We start from the raw sequence: 20,882 nt of genomic DNA, 5'->3' as shown, positions 1-20,882 counted from the left end.
TCCGTTCAATCAGCTTTTCGCCGATTCCCGGAGGGGTGGTGCATCTATACCATTTTCGCAGTGCAATATAGTCAAGAAAATTGACATGATCATCAATCCTCCGGACATGGCATGCCATTTGCGGACAGCCGTTCTATTGCGCTGAACGTCTCCTCCGCTGAGCCGGGCGTGGGCTCTTTTCCTGGAACCGGGCACCGACCCCAGGCCACGACTTCGTTGTCCCGCACATGGACTATAAGTTCTTCCAATGTACGTCCTCCATTTCTTTCGCGATCCTTATCTGTTCTCGGATTTGCGCCGAGAACCTCCCGCCGAAGCAGGATACCAAAGGTGCCCCGGCAGGAGCTGTCAGCAATGTTTTGCCGAGCCTCATGCAAAGGCCACCTCGCGGGAAAGTGGCAGTTGCCTCACCCGCTTGCCGGTGAGCGCGAAGACCGCGTTGGCGAGGGCCGCGACGGCCGGCGGCGTGCCGATCTCGCCGGCCCCGCCCATGCGCCCGGCATTTTCGAGTATGGCCACTTCGAATTGCGGGCACTGATGGATGCGCATGGCGTCGAAATCGTGGAAATTCGACTGTTCGACCATGCCGTCGGCGAAGGTGATCTCCTGGTTCATCGCGGCGGAAAGACCGTAGATGGCGCCGGAGAAGAGCTGCGCCTCGACGATCGAGGGATCGAGCGCGGTTCCGACATCGGCCGCAATCCACACCTTTTCGATGCGAATACCCTCGGGCGTGTCGGCGATCTCGACGATTTCGGCCACCCAGCTTCCGAAACTCAGCGTGAAGGCGAAGCCGCGCGCCCTGCGGTCCGGCAGGGGATCGCCCCATCGCGCCATGTCGGCGACCTTCTCGATGGCGCCGAGCGCGGTCGGGAAGTCCGTCATCAGCCGGCGGCGTAATTCGATCGGGTCGGTGGCGGATGAATGCGCGATCTCGTCCATGAAGCATTCATGGAAGTAACCGTTGTAGGAATTGCCGACGGAGCGCCAGAAGCCGACCGGCAGCGGCAGCGGGGCCTTCACCGCCGCCACGCGATAGTTCGGTATACGGTAGGGCTGGTTGTAGGAGCCGTCGACGACGGTCGCGTCGGGGCCGAGCGCGGAAAGCGCCGGATAGAAACGCGGCATGACGCTCGCCATGATCGACGGCGCGGCGATCTTCATGTCCAGCGCCTCGGGCAGGCCGTTCTCGCCGAGCCGCGCCGTGAATCGCCCGATAGCCGCCGGCCGGTACATGTCGTGGGTGATGTCCTCCTCGCGGGTCCAGATCACCTTGACCGGCGCACCGCCGGCTTCCATCGCGAGCCGGGTCGCGAAGACCGCGTAGTCCGCCTCCAGCCTGCGGCCGAAGCCTCCGCCGAGATAGGTGACGTGGACGTTGCAGGCGGCCTCCTCGATGCCGGCCTCGCGTGCGCAGACGGTGCGCAGCAGCGTCGGCGCCTGGTTCGGCGCCCAGATGTCGAGCACGCCGTCGGCGAATCGCGCGGTGGCGTTCATCGGCTCCATGGTCGCGTGGGCGAGGAAAGGCACGCGGTATTCGGCTTCGACGACGCGCTCGCGCGGCGCGTCGGCAAGCGCCGTGTCGACGTCGCCGTCATTGCGCAGCGCCGTGCCCGCATCCGTCTCCATAGCGCGCTGGAGTTCGCTCCAGATGCCGGCGTCGTCGGGCGGGAAGGGAGCTTCGCCCCATTCGGCCTCGACCGCGTCGGCGGCGCGGAACGCATGCCATGTGCTTTTCGCGATGACGCCGTAACCCTCGCCGAGATAGGTGCGCAGCGGAACGATCTTGACGACGCCCGGCAGCTTCTCGGCCTCGGCCGCGTCGATCGAGACCATCCTCGCTCCGCGCCTCGGGCTCATCCTCACGGTCGCGAACAGCATGTCCGGCAGGCTGACGTCGACGCCGAATATCGGCGCGCCGGTGACCTTGGCGTGCATGTCCGTCCGCGGCTGCGACCTGCCGAGCAGGCGCCAGTCGGAGCGGGGCCGAAGCGCGGCGTCGGATGGCGGGCGAAGTGCCGACGCGTCCAGCGCCAGTTCGCCATAGGAAAGGCTGCGCTCCGAAGCGGGATCGACGACGCGGCCGGCCTCCGTCCGCAGCGTTCCGGCGGCGACGCCGAGCTTTTCGGCGGCCGCCGACTTCAGCATTTCGCGCGCCGTTGCGCCCGCCTGGCGCATCCTTTCGAATGCGTCGGTGGTCGAAGTGGAGCCGCCCGTACCCTGGATGGCGAGGAACTTGCCGACCACGCCGACGCCATCGCGCGCGAGGTTTGCCAGTGTCGACTCGTCGAACACGGGGAAGGGCAGGCCGTCCTTGATCATCGTCACATTGGCGTAGGCCGATGCCGGCGGCCCGTGCTCCACTACGATCGCGTCGAGTTCGACGTCGAGCTCTTCCGCGACGAGGGCGGCGAGCGTGGTGGCCACGCCCTGGCCCATCTCGGCGCGCGGGACGATCACCGTCACCCTGTCGTCGGAGCCGATCTTCACATAGGGATTGAAGGTCGCTTCGCCTTCGGCGAGCCCGTCCTCGAGCGGGTTGGGGAAAGGCTTGCGATAGAAATAATAGCCGACCGCCAGACCGCCCGCCACGGCTGCCGCTCCGACCAGGAAGGTGCGGCGCGCTATCCTGCCCGCGCGCGACATCTCAGGCACCCGCCCGCATCGCCGCGGCCCGCTTGATCGCCGCGCGGATCCTCGGATAGGTGCCGCAGCGGCACAGATTGCCGCTCATGGCGCTGTCGATCTCCTCGTCGGTCGGTTCGGGAATCTCGTCGAGCAGGGCAACCGCGCTCATGATCTGGCCGGCCTGGCAATAGCCGCACTGCGCCACCTGCCCGTCGAGCCAGGCCTGCTGGACCGGATGCAGGGTGCCGTCCCTGGCGAGGCCTTCGATCGTGGTGACATCGCCTTCGACCTGCGCCACGGGAAGGATGCAGGAACGGACCGGCGCGCCGTCGATGAGAACGGTGCAGGCCCCGCAGGCCGCGATGCCGCAGCCGAATTTCGGCCCGAGCACGCCCGCGAGATCCCGCAACGCCCACAGCAGCGGCATCTCCGGTTCCGCATCGATGTCGATGGTCTTTCCGTCAACTGTAAGACGCATTGGGACCTGCTCGAAACGGATCGGGATCGCTCCTCCTCCCGAGCAGCGCCTCCGATGAGCTGGACACCTTGACAAAAAATGTAATTTTGTCAAGACAAGGAAAAGCAAGGAAGGACGCGATTGTACCTGCCCGTCGAAGTCACCGAGGATCCGAAACGCATCCGCATCATGGAAGGCGCGCTGAAGGTCTTTCTCGCCTACGGGTTCGATCGCACCAAGATGGACGACATCGCGCGGGCGGCCGAATTCTCACGGCCTAGCCTCTATCTGCTCTTCAAGAACAAGACGGACATCTACCGCGCGATCGCAAGCTGCCTGCTGACGCTGTCGCTGAAGCGCGCCGAGCTCGCGCTGGCGAAGGAAGGGACGCTCGCCGAGCGTCTCGACGGGCTGATCGAGTGTTCGCTGCACGATCTCATGAAGGACATCGTGGAATCGCCGCATGGACAGGAAATCATCGACATGCGCAGCCGGCTCGCCGGCGACATCATAGCCGAATGGCGCGGGCGCATGGACACGCTGATCGAGCGGGCTGTCCGGCAGGAAGCGCAAAGGCTCGGCGCCGACCTTTGCGCGCGGGGCGTGTCGGCGCGCACGGTCGCCGAGACCCTGCTCGACGCGCTCGAAGGCATGAAGCCGCGCGTCAGCGATCCCAACGACCACCTGGAGGCGGGAAAACGCCTCGTTCGGGTGATTGCCGCGGCGGTTCGGCCTTGACGTGATGGTTGGCCGCGGCGGGGCGCTTGCGCGTCGCCAGGAAATCGCGCACCCGCGCGCCGGGCGATTTCGCAGGTCCGGCGGCGAGGCCGGGCGCGAGTTCGCCGGAAAGGTCGAGCGTGGCGCGCTTGCCGACATGGATGAAATTCTCGGCGAGCCAGTCGTCGGCCGCCGAGCGTCCGAGATCGCGCAGATATTCCAGGAACGCCCATTCGGCGTTGACCTTCGACGACGCGGAAAGGTCCTTGAACGCCGCGTCGGCGTCGATGCGGTGCATGCGGATATGGCGGTAGTGATCGCGGTCGATACGCCCGCTTTCGATCAGCTCATTGACGAAGGCGATGGCCCGGAATTCGCGCAGCATCGCGGCGTTGAAGGTGATCTCGTCGATGCGGTTCTGGATTTCCTTCGCCGATTTCGGCGCGCCCTCGCGAACCACCGGATTGATCTGCACCAGCAGCACGTCCTCGGTCGGGCTCGCGTAGAAGAACGGGTAGAGCGCGGGATTGCCGCCATAGCCTCCGTCCCAATAGGGTACGCCGTCGATCTCCACCGCCTGGAAAATCTGCGGCAGGCAGGCCGAAGCCATGACGACGTCGGCGTCGATCTCGTGTGTCTCGAAGACCCGCAGGCGCCCGGTCTCGACATTGGTGGCGGAGATGAAGAGCTTGGTGTGGCGGCAATTGCGGACGCGCTCGAAATCGATTTCGTCGCGCACCACGTCATGCAGCGGATTGTGGTTGAAGGGATTGGCGCTGTAGGGCGAGAACACGCGCGAAAAGGTATCGAACCAGAAATAGCCGGGCGTGTTCTCGACCGACCAGTTGCCCCAGAGCACGTCCCAGGGCATTCGCCGGACCGGGCTGAAACGGCCCTTGAGCGCGACGGCGCGCCAGAAATCGTGAAGCTTCTCGCGCGCGCCTTCCGCGCCGTTGCGCGCCCATCCGTCGGCGAGCGCCACCGCGTTCATCGCGCCGGCGCTGGTGCCCGAAATGGCTGAAAACTCCAGCCGCCCGTCTTCCAGCAGCCGGTCGAGCACACCCCAGGTGAATGCCCCGTGCGATCCGCCGCCCTGAAGCGCGACGTTGATCGGCTTCCTTGGTGAATTCCCGGCATCGGCTTTCATCCGGTCTTCCTCGTCCTCCCGGTTTGCCTCCCGAAAGGTCAAGCTCATTGCGCCGTCCAGCCTCCGTCGACGGAGAGGGTGGTGCCGGTGATCTGCGCGGCGTCCTCGGAACACAGGAAGGCCACCGAGGCGCCGATCTGGTCGATGGTGGCGAATTCCCGGGACGGCTGCTTCTGCAGGATCACCTCGCGGATCGTCCTGTCCCGGTCGAAACCGGTTTCCCTCATGCGGTCCTCGATCTGGGTCTCAACCAGCGGAGTGAGCACGAAACCGGGGCAAACCGCATTGCAGGTGACGCCCTTGCCGGCAAGCTCGAGCGCGATGGTCTTGGTCAGGCCGACCACGCCGTGCTTGGCCGCGACATAGGCGGATTTGTTGGGCGAGGCGCGCAGGCCGTGCGCGGAGGCGATGTTGACGATGCGTCCCCAGCCGGCATCGCGCATCATCGGGATGGCGGCGGCGGAGACATGGAAGGCCGAGGAGAGATTGATGGCGATGATGGCGTTCCACTTGTCGATCGGGAACTCGTCGACCGGCGCGACATACTGGATGCCGGCATTGTTGACGAGGATATCCACGCCGCCGAACCGTGCCGCTGCCTTCTCGATCAAAGCGCGGCACTCCTCGGGCTTCGACATATCGGCCTTGACGTAGACGCTTTCGACCCCGTGTTTCGCGGCGATGTCGGCGGCGATGGCGTGATCCTCCTTGCCATCGGAGAAGGAGTTGATGACGACGTTGCAACCCCTGGCCGCCAGCGCGTTTGCGGTGGCAAGCCCGATGCCTGAGGTGGACCCGGTGACGATTGCGGTTTTTCCCGTGAGCATGGCGTTTCCTTCCCGTCCTGGTTCGTGAAATATATTGCGGTGCAGCATAAATTCCAAGGCAACGGCGTTTCGTGCCATTGTCATGCCCGAAATACCGGATTGTGCTAGAACCCCTCCAGGCACTACATAACGAACAGGCATAGTACGGGATCGTCCCTTGAACACCACGCAGCAATTCCTCGACCGTCCGCTGGAGCGCAGAAGGTCCGTAGGCGTCCTTGTCGGCAATGTCCTGGTCGGCGGCGACGCGCCGGTGGTCGTCCAGTCGATGACCAATACCGACACGGCCGATGTCGACCAGACCGTGGCGCAGGTCGCGGCACTTCACCGCGCCGGCTCCGAGATCGTGCGCATCACGGTCGACCGCGACGAAAGCGCGGCCGCGGTGCCCAGGATACGCGATCGCCTCGTGCGTCTCGGCATCGACGTGCCGCTGGTCGGCGACTTCCACTATATCGGGCACAAGCTGCTGGCCGATCATCCGGCTTGCGCCGAAGCACTCGCCAAATACCGCATCAATCCCGGCAATGTCGGTTTCAAGGAAAAGAAGGATCGGCAGTTCGCCGATATCGTCGAAATGGCGATCCGGCACGACAAGCCGGTGCGCATCGGCGTCAATTGGGGTTCGCTCGACCAGGAACTGCTCACCCGCCTGATGGACGAGAACCAGGCAAACGGCTCGCCGCTGACGGCACAGCAGGTCACGCGCGAGGCGATCGTGCAGTCGGCGTTGCTGTCGGCGGAGATGGCGGAAGACATCGGCCTGCCGCGCGACAAGATCATCCTGTCGGCCAAGGTCAGCCAGGTCCAGGATCTCATCGCCGTCTATGTCGAGCTCGCGCGACGCTGCGACCATGCGCTGCATCTCGGCCTGACCGAGGCCGGAATGGGCACCAAGGGCGTCGTCGCCTCGTCCGCTGCCATGGGCATCCTGCTGCAGCAGGGCATCGGCGACACGATCCGCATCTCGCTGACGCCGGAGCCGGGCGGCGACCGCACGCGCGAGGTGCAGGTGGCGCAGGAATTGCTCCAGACCATGGGCTTCCGCCAGTTCCTTCCGGTGGTCGCGGCCTGCCCGGGCTGCGGGCGGACCACTTCGACGGTGTTCCAGGAGTTGGCGCAGACCATCGAGGGCGACCTCCGCCGCAACATGCCGGTCTGGCGCGAGAAATATCCGGGCGTGGAGGAGTTGAAGGTCGCGGTCATGGGCTGCATCGTCAACGGGCCGGGCGAGTCCAAGCATGCCGATATCGGCATCTCGCTGCCGGGCACGGGCGAGACGCCGGCTGCGCCGGTCTTCATCGACGGCAGGAAGGCCGCGACGTTGCGCGGTCCGGCGATAGCGGAGGATTTTCAGAAAATGGTCGCTGAATATATCGAGCGGCGCTACGGCAGCGGTAGGCAGGCAGCGGAATAGCGCATGCGCGGCCTCGCAAAAGCAGCCCTGCTCTTTTGCACGATCGCCTGGAGCGGGGACACCCTGGCCGACCCGCCCGGCAAGTCGAAAACGGCGACGGTCGAGCGCATCTGCGATCTCATCGACACCCATGCCGGACGCTTCGGCGTGCCGCGCGATTTCTTCGCCCGCCTCATCTGGAAGGAAAGCCGTTTCGATGCCAATGCCGTCAGCCCGGTCGGGGCGGAAGGCATAGCCCAGTTCATGCCGGGAACGGCCAAGATACGCGGTCTTGCCGATCCGTTCGACATCGAACAGGCGATCGAGGCCTCGGCCAGGTATCTCGGCGAGCTGAAGACGGGCTTCGGCAATCTCGGGCTCGCGGCGGCCGCCTACAATGCCGGCGAGAGCCGCGTGTCACGGTGGCTTTCCTCCGGCGGCTTCCTGCCGCTGGAGACCGAGAACTACGTGCTCGACATCATGGGCGAGCCGGCGGAAAACTTCACCAATGCATCCTATGCGGGGACCGTCCATCCGCTCGACAAGGAAAAGGATTTCGCCGAGGCTTGCCGACGGCTGCCGATCGTCAGGGCGGCGACCACTCCGATGGCGCGCATCAATATCAAGCCCTGGGGCGTGCAGGTGGCCGGCAATGTCCGGCGCGATGCCGCGATCCGGCAATGGCAGCGGGAGCGAGCCAGGTTTCCGTCGCTTCTCAGGGGATACGATCCGGTGGTCAGCCGCGTGCGTTCGCCGATCGGCCGGCAAGGGATCTATGCGGTCAGGATCGGCGCGGACAGTCGGGCGGCCGCCGACGTGATCTGCCAGAAGCTGCGCGGCGCCGGCGGCGCCTGCGTGGTGATGCGCAACCGGTAGCTGTCGGCCGGCGCTAGGCCGTCCTCGTCAGCACCGCCGTCTCGCTCAGCCACGAGCTGATCTTGGCGCTGAGCCGGTCGGGCGAAATCGGCTTCGAAAGGTAATCGTCCATCCCTGCCTCGATGCATTTCTCGCGATCGCCCTTCAGCGCGTGGGCGGTGATGCCGATGATCGGCGTATGCAGGCTGGTTGCGGCTTCCGCCATGCGGATCGCGCCGGTCGCTTTCAGACCGTTCATCTCCGGCATGGAAACGTCCATCAGGATCAAACGCGGACTGAACGTGCGGTGCATCTCGACGGCGGTACGTCCGTTCGAGGCGATGCGGTAGCTCAGCCCGAGGCCGTCGAGTATCTGGCTGAAGACGAGCTGGTTGACCTCGTTGTCCTCGGCGACGAGAACGTCGAGCGCGGGAACATGTGAAAGCTTCGCCAAGGACGGCACCTGACGCGGGGTGGCCGGCCGCAGGGCGACCGCCGGCGCGGGCGGTGCGGAAGTTTTCGGCCGATCGGGTGCCGGCGAGGACTTCGCCCTTTGCATGATCGAGACCAGCGTCTCCAGCAACGCCGACGAGCGCGCCGGCTTGTTCAGGTGGGCCGAGATGCCGGATTCCATCGTCAAGATGCCCGTAACGGCCTGATCGACGGATGTGAGCAGCAGGATCGGAACGTCCCAGGTGGCGGGGTTCGCGGCCACCCGGCGCGCGACCTCGGCGCCGTTCATGTCCGGCATCTGGTAGTCGAGGATGATGCAGTCGACATGGATGCCGAGTTCGCCGGCGCGATCGAGGAAGGCGAGGCCCATTTGGCCGTCCTCGGCCGCCGCGCAGTCGAAGCCCCAGCTTCTGAGCTGCTCGAGCAGGATGTCGCGATTGACCTTGTTGTCGTCGATGACGAGGACGCGCGCCCCCGAGACGTCGACCGGCACCGGCCGCGCCGGCTCCGCATCCTCGTGGATCGGCAGCGGGACGGTGAACCAGAAGGTCGAGCCGCGCCCGACCTCGCTTCTCACACCGATCTCGCCGTCCATCAGCTCGATGAGGCGCGAGGCGATGGCGAGGCCGAGCCCGGTGCCTTCGTGGCGGCGCGTCGAGGTGGCGTCGACCTGCGAGAATTTCTCGAAGATCCTTTCCTGCATGTGCCCGGGGATGCCGATGCCGGTATCCTCCACCTGTATGGTGACATGCGCGACGCCGCGAACGACATGCCCGCCAACGTCGACGAGCACATGGCCCTTCTCGGTGAACTTCACGCCGTTGCCGACGAGGTTCGTGACGATCTGGCGGATGCGCCCGACATCGCCGACCACGCAGGCGGGCAGGCCGGGATCGACCCGGACGATGAGTTCCAGGTCTTTTTCCGCGACGCGGATCGAAACCAGCGTCGCCACGTCCTCGATGGCTTCCGCGAGGTGGAAGGGTGCGGGGTCGAGGCTCAACTGCCCGGCATCGATCTTCGAGAAGTCCAATATGTCGTTGATGATCGTGAGCAGCGCGTTGCCGGATTTCAGGATGACGTCGGCAAAGGTGCGCTGGCGGCTGTCGAGATCGGTCCTGACCAGCAGTTCCGCCATGCCGAGCACGCCGTTCATGGGCGTGCGGATCTCGTGGCTCATATTGGCGAGGAATTCGGATTTCGCGCGATCGGCCGCCTCCGCCTTGACGCGCGCGGCCTCGATGGAATCGTGCGCTTGCTGAAGGTCGCCATGCGCCCTGGTGATGTTGCGCATCATCGGCAGGAACACCAGCGAGCCGATGAGGACGCCGACGACCACGATCGACAGCGCGACCGCGAGCAGAACCCTCTGCAGCCAGCCATAGCTTTCGATCATGTCGCCCTGGAGATCGGCGAGCACGGCGTTGAGATTGGGCCGCACCCGCTCGTTGGCAAGAAGCTGCAACTGGCTGAAGACGCCTTGCGCGGCGCGGCCGGAATAATCGCGAAAGACGTCGAGCCGATTGGCGAGCGTCATCACCTCGCGCAGGTCGCGCTTGATCGCGAAGGTGCCGTCCGCGCCTTCCCACAGCGTCTTGAGCGCTGGCGGCACGGCAAGACCGTTTATGCCCCGGATGATGGCGGCTTCCTCCCCGCTCGCCCCGGCGAGCATGTCGGCCGTCGCTTCGCTTGCGGTAATGCGCTGGCTTTCGAGCATCTGCACGTCGCCATCGGCGGCACGGCCAAAGGCGCGGTAGGCCCGATCGAGGCGATCGATCGCGTGATGAAGCTGTGTTCTGGCATTCTCCGTGGCGGCATCCGCGTCGAAGGCGGGCGGCGCCACGACCGGCCCTTGGGGCAGGGCAAACCTGCCGCTTTCGACCTCCGCCTGGGCTCGCCAGGATTGGGCTTCGGCGAGATCGGCGCGCAGCCGCGCCTGGTGGAGCAACAGGGCATGATAGAGCACGTCGCTCGTCGCTTCGCTCATCAGGCCGATGACGGCGCCGAATTTCACCGAGGTCTTGGCGTTCTCGGCCTGCCAATGGATGAAGGCGGCGCCTGCGCCGACGGCGAGCAGGAAGCCTGCCATGATGAAGATCAGGCGTCCGCGCATGTAAGCGCGCGTTACAGCAAATGACATGGCCCCCGCCACCCCTCGTGCAGCATGACCGCACGAGAATTGGGCAATCCGATTAAAGTGCTGTTAATCGCGGCAGGAAATCGGAGGCAGGTCAGGAAGAGCGTTCGGCGACGAAGCGGGCGGCCTGCCTCAAGAGCGTCGCCTTGTCCCCGAAGGGCTCGAGAAGCTCGCTTGCCTGGGCGACGAGGCCCGACAATTGCGACCTCGTCCAGTCGACGCCGTGGAGCGAGACCAGCGTCGCCTTGCCGGCTGCGGCGTCCTTGCCGGTGGCCTTGCCGAGCGCCTCCGCGCTCGACGTCATGTCGAGCAGGTCGTCGGCGAGCTGGAAGGCGAGGCCGATCGCCGAGCCGAACTCGGAAAGCCTCTCGCGTTCCTCGGGGCTTGCGCCGCCGATGATCGCGCCGGCCTCGCAGGCGAAGCGGATGAGCGCGCCCGTCTTCATCGCCTGCAGGGTGACGATGCCGGCCTCGTCGGGCTTTTGCCGCTCCGCCTCCAGGTCGAGCGCCTGGCCGCCGACCATGCCGCCCATGCCCGCCGCGCGGGCGAGGCCGAGAACGAGTTCGGCGCGTGCGAGCGGCGCCAGTTCGGTCGCTCCGTCCGCGATGATGTCGAAGGCGTAGGTCAGAAGCGCGTCGCCCGCCAGGATGGCACTCGCCTCGTCGAAGGCACGATGCACGGTCGGCTGGCCGCGGCGCAGATCGTCGTCGTCCATCGCCGGCAGATCGTCGTGGATCAGCGAATAGCAATGCACGCATTCGAGCGCGGCGGCGACGCGTGAGGCCGCCTCTCCGTCGGCGCCGAACAGCGCGGCGCTCTCCATGACCAGGAACGGCCGCAGCCGCTTGCCGCCGTTGAGCACACCGTGCCGGATCGCGGCGAGCAGCCGCGCGGGTCTGGCGGTCTCGCCCGAGCGAGGAGTCCCGTCCAGCAGACGCGCCAGCAGGGCTTCCGTTTCCTCGGCGCGCGAGACGAGCGTGGATTCGAATTCGAGGGATGCCGCATTGTCCATAGGCGCGCAATGGAGGCAATTTCGGTTTTGGTCAAGCCCATGAAAGATGCCCGACGGCGTTGCGCTGGGCGCTCGCGCTCTGTATCTCGAAAGGACAACTTCGAGGAGTGCGGGTGCAGGAGCCATCCATCGAGATCGAACCGCGGATGAAGGGGAAGCGAAGTCGAGCGAGGGGGCGCAGCTCCTTGCTGGTATGGGCGCGGAGGGGCTTCCTCGTCCTCCTGGCGCTCGCCGTCGCGCCGCTCGTTCTCACCTTCGTCTACCTGCCGCCGATGGTTCACCCGATCTCGACCCTGATGGTCAGGGATGTCGTCGCCCTGCGCGGCTATGACCGGCAATGGGTTTCGATCGGCGACATGGGGCCGCGTGTCATTCACTCGGTGATGATGTCGGAGGACGGCCAGTTCTGCTCCCACAAGGGCATCGACTGGGCAGAACTCAATCTGGTGATCGAGGACGCGCTTTCCGGCGAGGCGACGCGGGGGGCGTCGACGATCACCATGCAGACGGTGAAGAACCTCTATCTCTGGCCGGGCCGCTCGGTGATACGGAAGATGCTGGAGCTTCCTCTGGCGGTCTATTTCGACCTCTTCGTGCCGAAGAAGCGGATCATGGAAATCTACATGAACATCGCCGAATGGGGCCCGGGCATCTACGGTGTCGAGGCGGCCGCGCGGTATCATTTCGGCAGGTCGGCGCGCGATCTCACCTCCCGGCAGGCGGCACTCCTGGCGGTGACGCTGCCCAATCCCCATCTGCGCGATCCCGCCAATCCGACACGCAATCTCGGCCGCATCGCGGCGACGATCGAGCGCCGGGCGCAGCGGGCAGGCGGTTATGTCGGCTGCCTCAGGTGACGCGTGGTCGCCATGGCGAAATTTTTCGCGGCCGGGCTGGTCAAATCCGGCCTATCCGTGTATAGGCACGCAACTTTCATAGAGTCCGGCCGAATTGCGGGGCCCTTTCACGAGGGCGGCAGCGGCCATTTGACCGATCAGCGGAGCAGGATCCATGGCTGTACCTAAACGAAAGACCTCGCCGTCGAAGCGCGGCATGCGCCGTTCGGCCGACGCGCTGAAGGCCCCGACCTATGTCGAGGACAAGAATTCCGGCGAACTGCGCCGTCCGCACCATATCGACCTGAAGACCGGTATGTATCGCGGCCGCCAGGTTCTGGAGCCGAAGGAAGGCTGAGCTTTCCCGACGCTTCCCAAGCTTGAATATCGAAAGACCGGCCCGCGCCGGTCTTTTTTGTTGCCGATCGTCGGGCCGTTCAGCCCTTGCCCATTGCGTCCAGCTTGCGCTGCATCGCGGCGATCTGCTCCTTCAGGTCCTGAAGGTCGTCGCTCTTCTCGGCGGGCTGCTCGTCTTCCTCCGCCGTCGGCTGCGCGCCGGGCGGCGGGAACGGCGTGAACATCCGCATTGCGTTCTGGAAGAGCTCGATGTTGCGGCGTGCCTGCTCCTCGATCGCCTTCATCGGCGTCGTGATCTTCATCATCTCCATGGGCGACTTGCCCATCGCTTCCTTCATCTGCTCGCGGAAGCGTTCCTGCTCCTTCGCGAACGCGATCATCGACTGTTCGAGGAAGCTCGGCACGACCATCTGCATCTGGTCGCCGTAAAACGCGATGAGCTGGCGCAGGAAGGAGACCGGCAGCATGTTCTGCCCGTCCTTGTTCTCCAATTCGAAGATGATCTGCGTCAGGACGGGATGGGTGATGTCCTCGCCGGTCTTGGCGTCCTGCACGGTGAAGTCCTCTCCCTTCTTCACCATTTCGGCCAGGTCTTCCAACGTCACATAGGTGCTGGTGCCCGTGTTGTAGAGGCGGCGGTTGGCGTATTTCTTGATGACCACCGGATCGTTCTTTGCGGGCATCCATGACCTCCCTGGAATTGCTGTAGCGCGGCTTTCGAACGGTACCGTCAAAGGCCGGATGAAGGCCTGTCGGGCAGGATATGCGCAAAAGCCCGGCAAATGAAAGCGGTTTGTGCACTGCGAGAACATGGTTTCGCCTCAATTTTCCACCGGGCACGGAAAGAACGTGCTCAGGACGGCTTGGCCGGAGATGGATTTTTTGAGGTTTGACTTGAACCCGGGAACCGGCAAGAACATCTTCGAAGACGTTCACCAAGAGTTCGAGGAATTCGGTCATGTCAGCTTCCAACGCCATCGTCGTCGCAAGCGCGGCGCGCACGCCGGTCGGCTCGTTCAACGGCTCCTTCGCCAGCGTGCCGGCGCATGAATTGGGCGCCATCGCGATCACGGAAGCGCTGCGGCGCGCCGGCGTGGACGGCAAGGAGGTCGACGAGGTGATCCTCGGCCAGGTGCTGACCGCCGGCCAGGGCCAGAACCCGGCGCGCCAGGCAGCGATCAAGGCCGGTCTTCCCAAGGAAACGACGGCCTGGGTCCTCAACCAGGTATGTGGCTCCGGCCTGCGCACGATCGCCGTCGGCATGCAGCAGATCGCCAGCGGCGACGCCACGATCATCGTTGCCGGCGGGCAGGAATCGATGTCGCTTTCGCCGCATTGCGCGCATCTGCGCGCCGGCGTGAAGATGGGCGACTACGCGATGATCGATACGATGATCCGCGATGGTCTCTGGGACGCCTTCAACGGCTATCACATGGGCAACACCGCCGAGAACGTCGCCCGCCAGTGGCAGTTGACCCGCGAGGAGCAGGACGCCTTCGCCGTCGCCTCGCAGAACAAGGCGGAAGCGGCGCAGAAGGCGGGCAGGTTCAAGGACGAGATCGTTCCGGTCACCATCAAGACCCGCAAGGGCGACGTGGTCGTCGAGGACGACGAATATATCCGCCATGGTGCCTCGCTGGAGGCGATGCAGAAGCTGAAGCCCGCCTTCGACAAGGAGGGAACGGTCACCGCCGGCAACGCTTCCGGCATCAACGATGGCGCCGGCGCGGTGGTGCTGATGAGCGAGGCGGAGGCGACACGCCGCGGCATCACGCCGCTCGCGCGCATCGTCTCCTGGGCGACCGCCGGCGTCGATCCGCAGATCATGGGCACCGGACCGATTCCGGCTTCCCGCAAGGCGCTGGAAAAAGCCGGTTGGAGGCCCGAGGACCTCGATCTCGTCGAGGCGAACGAGGCCTTCGCGGCGCAGGCCTGCGCCGTGAACAAGGACATGGGCTGGAACCCGGAAATCGTGAACGTCAATGGCGGCGCGATCGCCATCGGCCATCCGATCGGCGCTTCCGGCACCCGCATCTTCAACACGCTCGTTTACGAGATGCGCCGCCGCGGCGCCCGCAAGGGCCTCGCCACGCTGTGCATCGGCGGCGGCATGGGCGTGGCGATGTGCGTCGAGCGAAGTGAATAGCGAACAATAGCAGCGAATAGGGAGACGGGGACGCGAAAGCCAGGGGACACAAGATCCTCACCGCTATCGCAATCCTATTCGCCTTGACCAATGGGAGGTTATGCGGATGACCAGAACGGCAATCGTCACCGGCGGGACGCGGGGCATCGGCGCGGCGATATCGGTCGCGCTGCGCGATGCGGGCTATATGGTGGCCGCCAATTATGCCGGCAATGACGAAGCGGCGGCGAAGTTCAGCGCCGAGACCGGCATTCCGGCCTATAGATGGTCGGTCGCCGATTACGATGCGTGCATTGAAGGGATCGCAAGGGTCGAGGCGGAACTCGGGCCCGTCGGCGTGCTCGTCAACAATGCCGGCATCACGCGTGACGCCATGTTCCACAAGATGACGCTGGAGCAATGGCGCGAGGTCGTCGATACCAACCTCAACGGCGTCTTCAACATGACGCATCCGCTGTGGCCGGGCATGCGCGAGCGGCGGTTCGGCCGCGTCATCACGATCTCGTCGATCAACGGCCAGAAGGGCCAGGCCGGCCAGGCGAACTATTCCGCGGCCAAGGCCGGCGATCTCGGCTTCACCAAGGCCCTGGCGCAGGAAGGCGCGCGGGCCGGCATCACCGTCAACGCGATCTGCCCGGGATACATCGCGACCGAGATGGTGATGGCGGTTCCGGAAAAGGTGCGCGAGGCGATCATCGCGCAAATCCCCGTCGGGCGCCTGGGCGAGGCGACGGAGATCGCGCGCTGCGCGGTCTTCCTCGCTTCCGAGGAGGCCGGCTTCATCACCGGCTCGACGCTCACCGCCAATGGCGGGCAGTTCTTCGTGTAGACCACGCCTTCGGCTTCGCTCGGAGACCGGGGCGGCCTGCTGGCGCCCCGGCCCTGACTTCGATCCCGCTTACTCCGCCGGTACGGCCTTGTCGCCTACAGGGGCCCGGTCCTCGAATATCGAGGCGTGGAACAGGCCGGCGGCGACGGCGCCGACGATAGGGGCCACCCAGAACAGCCAGAGCTGCTGCAGCGCCCAGCCGCCGGCGAACAGCGCCGGGCCGGTCGAGCGGGCAGGGTTGACCGAGGTGTTGGTCACCGGGATCGAGATCAGATGGATCAATGTGAGCGCCAGGCCGATGGCGATCGGGGCGAACCCCGCCGGCACGCGGCTGGTCGTCGCGCCGAGAATGATCATCAGGAACATGAAGGTCAGCAACACCTCGATGACGAGCGCCGAGGTCAACGAGTAGCCGCCCGGGGAATGCTCGCCATAGCCGTTGGCCGCGAAACCTCCCGCGAGCGAGAAATCCGCCTTGCCGCTGGCGATCACATAGAGCGCGGTGGAAGCGATCACCGCGCCCACGAGCTGGGCCGCGATATAGGGCAGAAGGTCCTTTGCCGGAAAACGCCCCGCCGCCGCGAGACCGATCGAAACCGCCGGATTGAAATGGCCGCCGGAGATGCCGCCGACCGCATAGGCCATGGTCAAGACCGTCAGGCCGAAGGCGAAGGCGACGCCGAGCAATCCGATGCCGACGTCGGGAAAGGCCGCCGCGATGACGGCCGCACCGCAGCCGCCGAACACCAACCAGAATGTACCGAGAAACTCCGCAACGAGACGTTTTGACATGAGGAACCCCCTCGCAAGAAAAACACCGTCTACTGGGACGGATACCGGGATCAAGACACGACGGATGCTCGAATTCAATCGTTACGTGAGGTCGGAAACATGTTCGACTTGCGCCGGATAAGAAAAAGTCCGCGCTTTTCCTTGTTTCACTCTGAAACGGAATCGTTAATGCGCGCTGCGCCGGGGAGGCGGAGGTGTGTTTAAAAGCTGTGGAATTATTGTGGACAAGCTGTGCGGAGCACAAGATCTCGTAGTGAACAAACGGAGAATTCCGCGCGGTCGGTGATTCGTCGCCGCTTCGTTCCGGGTTTGGCCGGTTCGTTAACGTTCCTGGCGTGCGCAGGCGTCGGAAGGTAAAGATTTTCCTAATGATATCTTCGTGTTGCCCCTGCGGCGTGTCTGAATTCTCCCTTCTGCCGTCGTTTCAGCGCAAAGATTAACGCCGAGGCTCCTTTCCGCTGAAAGGGAGAATCGTCGATTCAGCATCTGGTGAAACGAGGAGGCTCAAGCGCTACATGTCGTGGGATACAAATCAGGAACATTCAGGAGTCAGCGATTCGTCGCCGATTCGTTCCAGACTCGTTCCATCGATTAATCGGATCGGGCCTGATTGGAGAAATTTTCATCTGGTGCTGGCCCAGCGAATTCCTATCTTTCGTCAAAGGCCGGCATCTTTCGTCCGGCCGCCGCAAATACTATAAGCCGCGCCAAGAGGGGCGATCCTTCCGCTATGAATATGCTGACGAGACAAAACGCGCCGCTGGTTCTCACCGGCAGGGACGTGACCGCCGTGCTCGGCCCGACGAACACGGGCAAGACGCATTTGGCGATCGAAAGGATGGTCGCCCACGAAAGCGGCGTCATCGGCCTGCCGTTGCGCCTGCTCGCACGCGAGGTCTATGGGCGCGTCGTCAACAAGGTGGGAGTGGACAAGGTCGCCCTCATCACCGGCGAGGAGAAGATCATCCCGCCGGGGGCGCGCTATTCGGTCTGCACCGTCGAGGCGATGCCGCGCGAGACCGACGCCGCCTTCGTCGCGATCGACGAGGTGCAGCTCGCCGCCGATCTGGAGCGGGGCCACATCTTCACGGACCGCATCCTGCACCTGCGCGGTCGGCAGGAAACGCTGCTTCTGGGCGCGGCGACGATGCGCGGGATCCTGGAGAAGCTTCTGCGCGGGATCTCCGTCGTCACCCGGCCGCGCATGTCGCATCTGGCCTATGCCGGCTCGAAGAAGCTCACCCGCCTGCCGCATCGATCGGCGATCGTCGCCTTCTCGGCGGAGGAGGTCTACGGCATCGCCGAGCTCATCCGACGCCAGCGCGGCGGCGCCGCCGTCGTGCTCGGTGCGCTCAGCCCGCGCACGCGCAACGCCCAGGTCGAACTCTACCAGTCGGGTGACGTCGACTATCTCGTCGCGACCGACGCGATCGGCATGGGGCTCAATCTCGATGTCGATCATGTCGCCTTCGCGCAGAACCGCAAGTTCGACGGCTTCCAATATCGCGATCTCACCGCGGCCGAGCTCGGCCAGATCGCCGGCCGCGCCGGCCGGCACGTGCGCGACGGAACCTTCGGCGTCACCGGGCGGGTCGATCCGCTGTCGGACGAGCTGGTGGAGCGCATAGAGGCGCACGACTTCGAACCGGTGAAGGTCGTCCAGTGGCGCAGCGCCGATTTCGATTTTTCAAGCCTGGAAGCGCTGAAGCGGTCGCTCGACACGATCCCGCCCGTCGAGGGGCTGACGCGGGCGTTGCCGTCGGTCGATGCACGTGCGTTCGAACATCTTTCCCAGGATGCGGATGTCCGCGGGCTCGCCACCAGCCGGCAGCACGTCTCGCTATTGTGGGACGCGTGCGCCCTGCCGGACTACCGTCGCATCGCGCCCGCCCAGCATGCCGACATCATCGGTTCGATCTATCTCGACCTCGCCCGCAAGGGCCATGTCGACGAGGATTATCTCGCCGAGCAGGTCCGCCGCGCCGACGCCACTGAAGGCGACATCGACACGCTCTCCCATCGAATCGCGCAGATACGCACCTGGACTTTCGTGTCGCACCGGCCCGGCTGGCTGGCCGATCCGGCACACTGGCAGGAAAAAACGCGCGAGATTGAGGACAGATTGTCGGATGCGCTGCATGAAAGATTGACGAAACGCTTCGTAGACCGCAGGACTTCCGTGCTCATGAAGCGCCTGAGAGAAAATACGATGCTTGAAGCTGAAATAAACCCGTCCGGCGAAGTGCTCGTTGAAGGACATCACGTCGGCGAGTTGCAAGGGTTCCGCTTCACCGCGGATCAGTCCGCTGGCGGGGAAGACGCCAAGGCGGTGAGGGCCGCCGCGCAGAAGGCGCTTGCCCAGGAATTCGAAACGCGGGCGGAACGCTTCGCGATCGCCGCCAACGGCGATTTCGCGCTGGCTTCCGACGGGCTCCTGCGCTGGATCGGCTCGCCGGTGGCGACGCTGGCCGCCGGCGAGGATCCGCTGAAGCCGCGCGTCATCCTGCTGGCGGACGAGCAGCTTACGGGTGCGGCGCGCGACAAGGTCGCCGCGCGGGCGGAACGCTTCGTCAATTATCAGATCGAGACGCTGCTGAAGCCGCTTTTCGACCTCTCATCCGCCGAGCAGCTCTCCGGCATCGCCAAGGGGCTGGCGTTCCAGCTCGTCGAGAATTTCGGCCTGCTCAACCGCCGTGACGTCGCCGAGGACGTCCGCTCGCTCGACCAGGAGGCGCGCGGCGCGTTGCGTCGGCTCGGCGTCCGCTTCGGCGCCTTCCATGTCTTCGTGCCGACGCTTCTGAAGCCGGGTCCGGCCGGACTCGTCACGCTGCTCTGGGCACTGAAGAACGACGGCAAGGAAAAGACCGGCTTCGGCGACGTGGTCAATGCGCTGGCGACCGGCCGCACCTCGCTGGTGACGGACAACGCATTCGAGCCCACCTTCTATCGGCTCGCCGGCTATCGCAATCTCGGCCGCCGCGCCGTGCGCGTCGATATACTGGAGCGTCTCGCCGATCTCATCCGGCCGGCGCTCGCCTGGAAGGAAGGAACCGGTCTCCGGCCCGAGGGCGCCTATGACGGCAATTCGTTCCTCGTCACGCCGGCGATGATGTCCATTCTGGGTGCAACCGCCGAGGACATGGAAGAAATCCTGAAGGGCCTCGGCTACCGCGCTGAACCCAAGCAGGCCGGCGAGGTCCAGGCGCGGATCGAGGCGTTGGACGCCGCGGCTAAAGCCGCGCTGGCGGCGAAAGCGGACGCCGAGGCACAGCCCGAAACTTCCGAGCAGGCGGTCGCCGAAGGCGAGGCTCCGGGCGAGGCCGAGCCGGCCGCTTCCGACGACCAGGCAACTGAAAGCGGCCAGGCCGAAAGCGACGCGGTGACGGCAGATTCCGCTGCGACGGAGGTCGAAGCGGCCGCGAGCGGCGAGGCGGCGGCCGGAGAGGTTCCGGAAGACGTTTCCACGACAATCGAAAGTGCCGAGGCGGAAGCCGTCGATGCGCCGCTCGAAACCGGCGCCGAGCCGGTCGCCGTGCCCGAGGCCGCGGAAGCGGAAGAGGAGCCGAAGCCGATCCTGATCTGGAAGCCGGCGCGCAGCGACGGTCGTCCGCGTCACCAGCGTCGCGGCGGCCATGGCGGCCAGCGCAAGGAAGGTGCCGGCGCCGGCGAAAAGGCACGCGGGGGACGCGAGCGTTTCGAACGCAAGTTCGGAGGCGGAACGGGCAAGCGCGAGGACGGGCGAGGCGGCCGGGGCGAGGACCGCAACAAGGGCAAGCCGCCCTTCCGCGAGAAGCCGCGCCAGGAAAAGCCGGCGCGGATCGATCCGGATTCGCCCTTCGCCAAGCTTGCCGCGCTGCGCGACCAGCTCAAGAAGTAGATGGCGGGCGAGGGCAGGCAACGCATCGACAAATGGCTGTTCTTCGCGCGCGTGGTGAAATCACGCTCGCTGGCAGCCAAGTTCGTGCAGGCCGGCCGCGTCCGCATCAACCGCGACAAGACCGACCACCCATCGCAGACGGTGAAGCCCGGCGACGTGCTGACGATAACGCTCGAGCGCCGGGTGATCGTCTATCGCGTCGTCGACTGCGGCGCGCGTCGCGGTCCGGCGGAGGAGGCGCGCACGCTTTACGAGGATCTGACGCCGCCGCCGGCACCGTCCGGCCAGGCGCTGCCGGATGCGCTCGCGCCCGTACGCAAAGCCGGCAGCGGCCGGCCCACAAAGAGAGAACGGCGCGATCTCGACGCCTGGCGTGGCGGCGATGACGGTGGCAATGGCGAATAGGCCCTGATCCA

At 65.3% G+C, this 20,882-nt stretch carries 17 protein-coding genes; 9 read left to right on the top strand and 8 right to left on the bottom strand.

Features of this window, described 5'->3' with window-relative positions; translation table 11 throughout:
- Positions 1–369: 369 nt before the first annotated feature.
- Positions 370–2,646 carry a molybdopterin cofactor-binding domain-containing protein gene (locus XW59_RS20290; RefSeq protein ID WP_047147468.1) on the bottom strand — a complete coding sequence of 759 codons (2,277 nt, stop codon included), beginning with the start codon at positions 2,644–2,646 and terminating at the stop codon, positions 370–372.
- Between the two features lies 1 nt (position 2,647).
- Positions 2,648–3,106 (bottom strand): (2Fe-2S)-binding protein, encoded by a 459-nt coding sequence (locus tag XW59_RS20285; RefSeq protein ID WP_047147467.1) that lies wholly within the window; start codon positions 3,104–3,106, stop codon positions 2,648–2,650.
- Positions 3,107–3,226: 120 nt separating this feature from the next.
- On the opposite strand from XW59_RS20285, the gene XW59_RS20280 reads away from it, so the two are divergent.
- Entirely contained in the window at positions 3,227–3,823 is a 597-nt protein-coding gene (locus XW59_RS20280) for a TetR/AcrR family transcriptional regulator (RefSeq protein WP_246666151.1), read from the top strand.
- On the opposite strand, the gene XW59_RS20275 is transcribed toward XW59_RS20280, so the two are convergent.
- Together XW59_RS20275 and XW59_RS20270 are read right to left on the bottom strand one after the other, a co-directional pair.
- Positions 3,750–4,949: a patatin-like phospholipase family protein gene (locus tag XW59_RS20275; RefSeq protein WP_082137717.1), complete on the bottom strand. Its 1,200-nt coding sequence runs from the start codon at positions 4,947–4,949 to the stop codon at positions 3,750–3,752. The two genes, XW59_RS20280 and XW59_RS20275, sit on opposite strands and share 74 nt — an antisense overlap.
- A gap of 44 nt (positions 4,950–4,993) precedes the next feature.
- Entirely contained in the window at positions 4,994–5,776 is a 783-nt protein-coding gene (locus tag XW59_RS20270) for a 3-hydroxybutyrate dehydrogenase (protein ID WP_047147466.1), read from the bottom strand.
- A 157-nt stretch (positions 5,777–5,933) separates the two neighbouring features.
- On the opposite strand from XW59_RS20270, the gene ispG reads away from it, so the two are divergent.
- A complete protein-coding gene (ispG, locus tag XW59_RS20265; protein WP_047147465.1) occupies positions 5,934–7,193 on the top strand; it encodes a flavodoxin-dependent (E)-4-hydroxy-3-methylbut-2-enyl-diphosphate synthase in 1,260 nt (419 codons plus the stop codon).
- Positions 7,194–7,196: 3 nt separating this feature from the next.
- Complete coding sequence (locus XW59_RS20260) at positions 7,197–8,048, top strand: lytic transglycosylase domain-containing protein (RefSeq protein ID WP_047147464.1); 852 nt, start codon at positions 7,197–7,199, stop codon at positions 8,046–8,048.
- A gap of 13 nt (positions 8,049–8,061) precedes the next feature.
- Here XW59_RS20260 and XW59_RS20255 read toward each other — a convergent pair whose 3' ends face one another.
- Together XW59_RS20255 and XW59_RS20250 are read right to left on the bottom strand one after the other, a co-directional pair.
- On the bottom strand, positions 8,062–10,620 hold the full coding sequence (locus XW59_RS20255) for a response regulator (protein WP_052958324.1): 2,559 nt from the start codon (positions 10,618–10,620) through the stop codon (positions 8,062–8,064).
- Between the two features lie 91 nt (positions 10,621–10,711).
- Complete coding sequence (locus XW59_RS20250) at positions 10,712–11,629, bottom strand: polyprenyl synthetase family protein (protein ID WP_047147462.1); 918 nt, start codon at positions 11,627–11,629, stop codon at positions 10,712–10,714.
- A gap of 146 nt (positions 11,630–11,775) precedes the next feature.
- On the opposite strand from XW59_RS20250, the gene XW59_RS20245 reads away from it, so the two are divergent.
- Together XW59_RS20245 and rpmF are read left to right on the top strand one after the other, a co-directional pair.
- Complete coding sequence (locus tag XW59_RS20245; protein WP_047147546.1) at positions 11,776–12,486, top strand: transglycosylase domain-containing protein; 711 nt, start codon at positions 11,776–11,778, stop codon at positions 12,484–12,486.
- A 154-nt stretch (positions 12,487–12,640) separates the two neighbouring features.
- Positions 12,641–12,823 carry a 50S ribosomal protein L32 gene (rpmF, locus tag XW59_RS20240; RefSeq protein WP_047147461.1) on the top strand — a complete coding sequence of 61 codons (183 nt, stop codon included), beginning with the start codon at positions 12,641–12,643 and terminating at the stop codon, positions 12,821–12,823.
- Between the two features lie 79 nt (positions 12,824–12,902).
- On the opposite strand, the gene phaR is transcribed toward rpmF, so the two are convergent.
- Complete coding sequence (gene phaR, locus XW59_RS20235) at positions 12,903–13,505, bottom strand: polyhydroxyalkanoate synthesis repressor PhaR (protein WP_047147460.1); 603 nt, start codon at positions 13,503–13,505, stop codon at positions 12,903–12,905.
- 275 nt (positions 13,506–13,780) lie between these two features.
- Between phaR and XW59_RS20230 the strand changes: the two genes are divergently transcribed.
- On the top strand, positions 13,781–14,968 hold the full coding sequence (locus XW59_RS20230) for an acetyl-CoA C-acetyltransferase (protein ID WP_047147459.1): 1,188 nt from the start codon (positions 13,781–13,783) through the stop codon (positions 14,966–14,968).
- 106 nt (positions 14,969–15,074) lie between these two features.
- Positions 15,075–15,797, top strand: coding sequence for an acetoacetyl-CoA reductase (gene phbB, locus XW59_RS20225; RefSeq protein ID WP_047147545.1), 723 nt, complete (start codon positions 15,075–15,077; stop codon positions 15,795–15,797).
- Between the two features lie 69 nt (positions 15,798–15,866).
- On the opposite strand, the gene aqpZ is transcribed toward phbB, so the two are convergent.
- Positions 15,867–16,589 carry an aquaporin Z gene (gene aqpZ / locus XW59_RS20220; RefSeq protein WP_047147458.1) on the bottom strand — a complete coding sequence of 241 codons (723 nt, stop codon included), beginning with the start codon at positions 16,587–16,589 and terminating at the stop codon, positions 15,867–15,869.
- 730 nt (positions 16,590–17,319) lie between these two features.
- Here aqpZ and XW59_RS20215 point away from each other — a divergent pair.
- Positions 17,320–20,466: a helicase-related protein gene (locus XW59_RS20215; RefSeq protein WP_137327063.1), complete on the top strand. Its 3,147-nt coding sequence runs from the start codon at positions 17,320–17,322 to the stop codon at positions 20,464–20,466.
- Entirely contained in the window at positions 20,467–20,871 is a 405-nt protein-coding gene (locus XW59_RS20210) for an RNA-binding S4 domain-containing protein (protein ID WP_047147456.1), read from the top strand.
- Positions 20,872–20,882: the final 11 nt, after the last annotated feature.

Origin of the sequence: Aquamicrobium sp. LC103 (assembly GCF_001014615.2) — a bacterium.
In the GTDB taxonomy this organism is placed as follows: Bacteria; Pseudomonadota; Alphaproteobacteria; order Rhizobiales; family Rhizobiaceae; genus LBCQ02.
The sequence above is the reverse complement of the archived record's forward strand: the minus strand, read 5'-3'. Positions and strand labels throughout refer to the sequence as shown.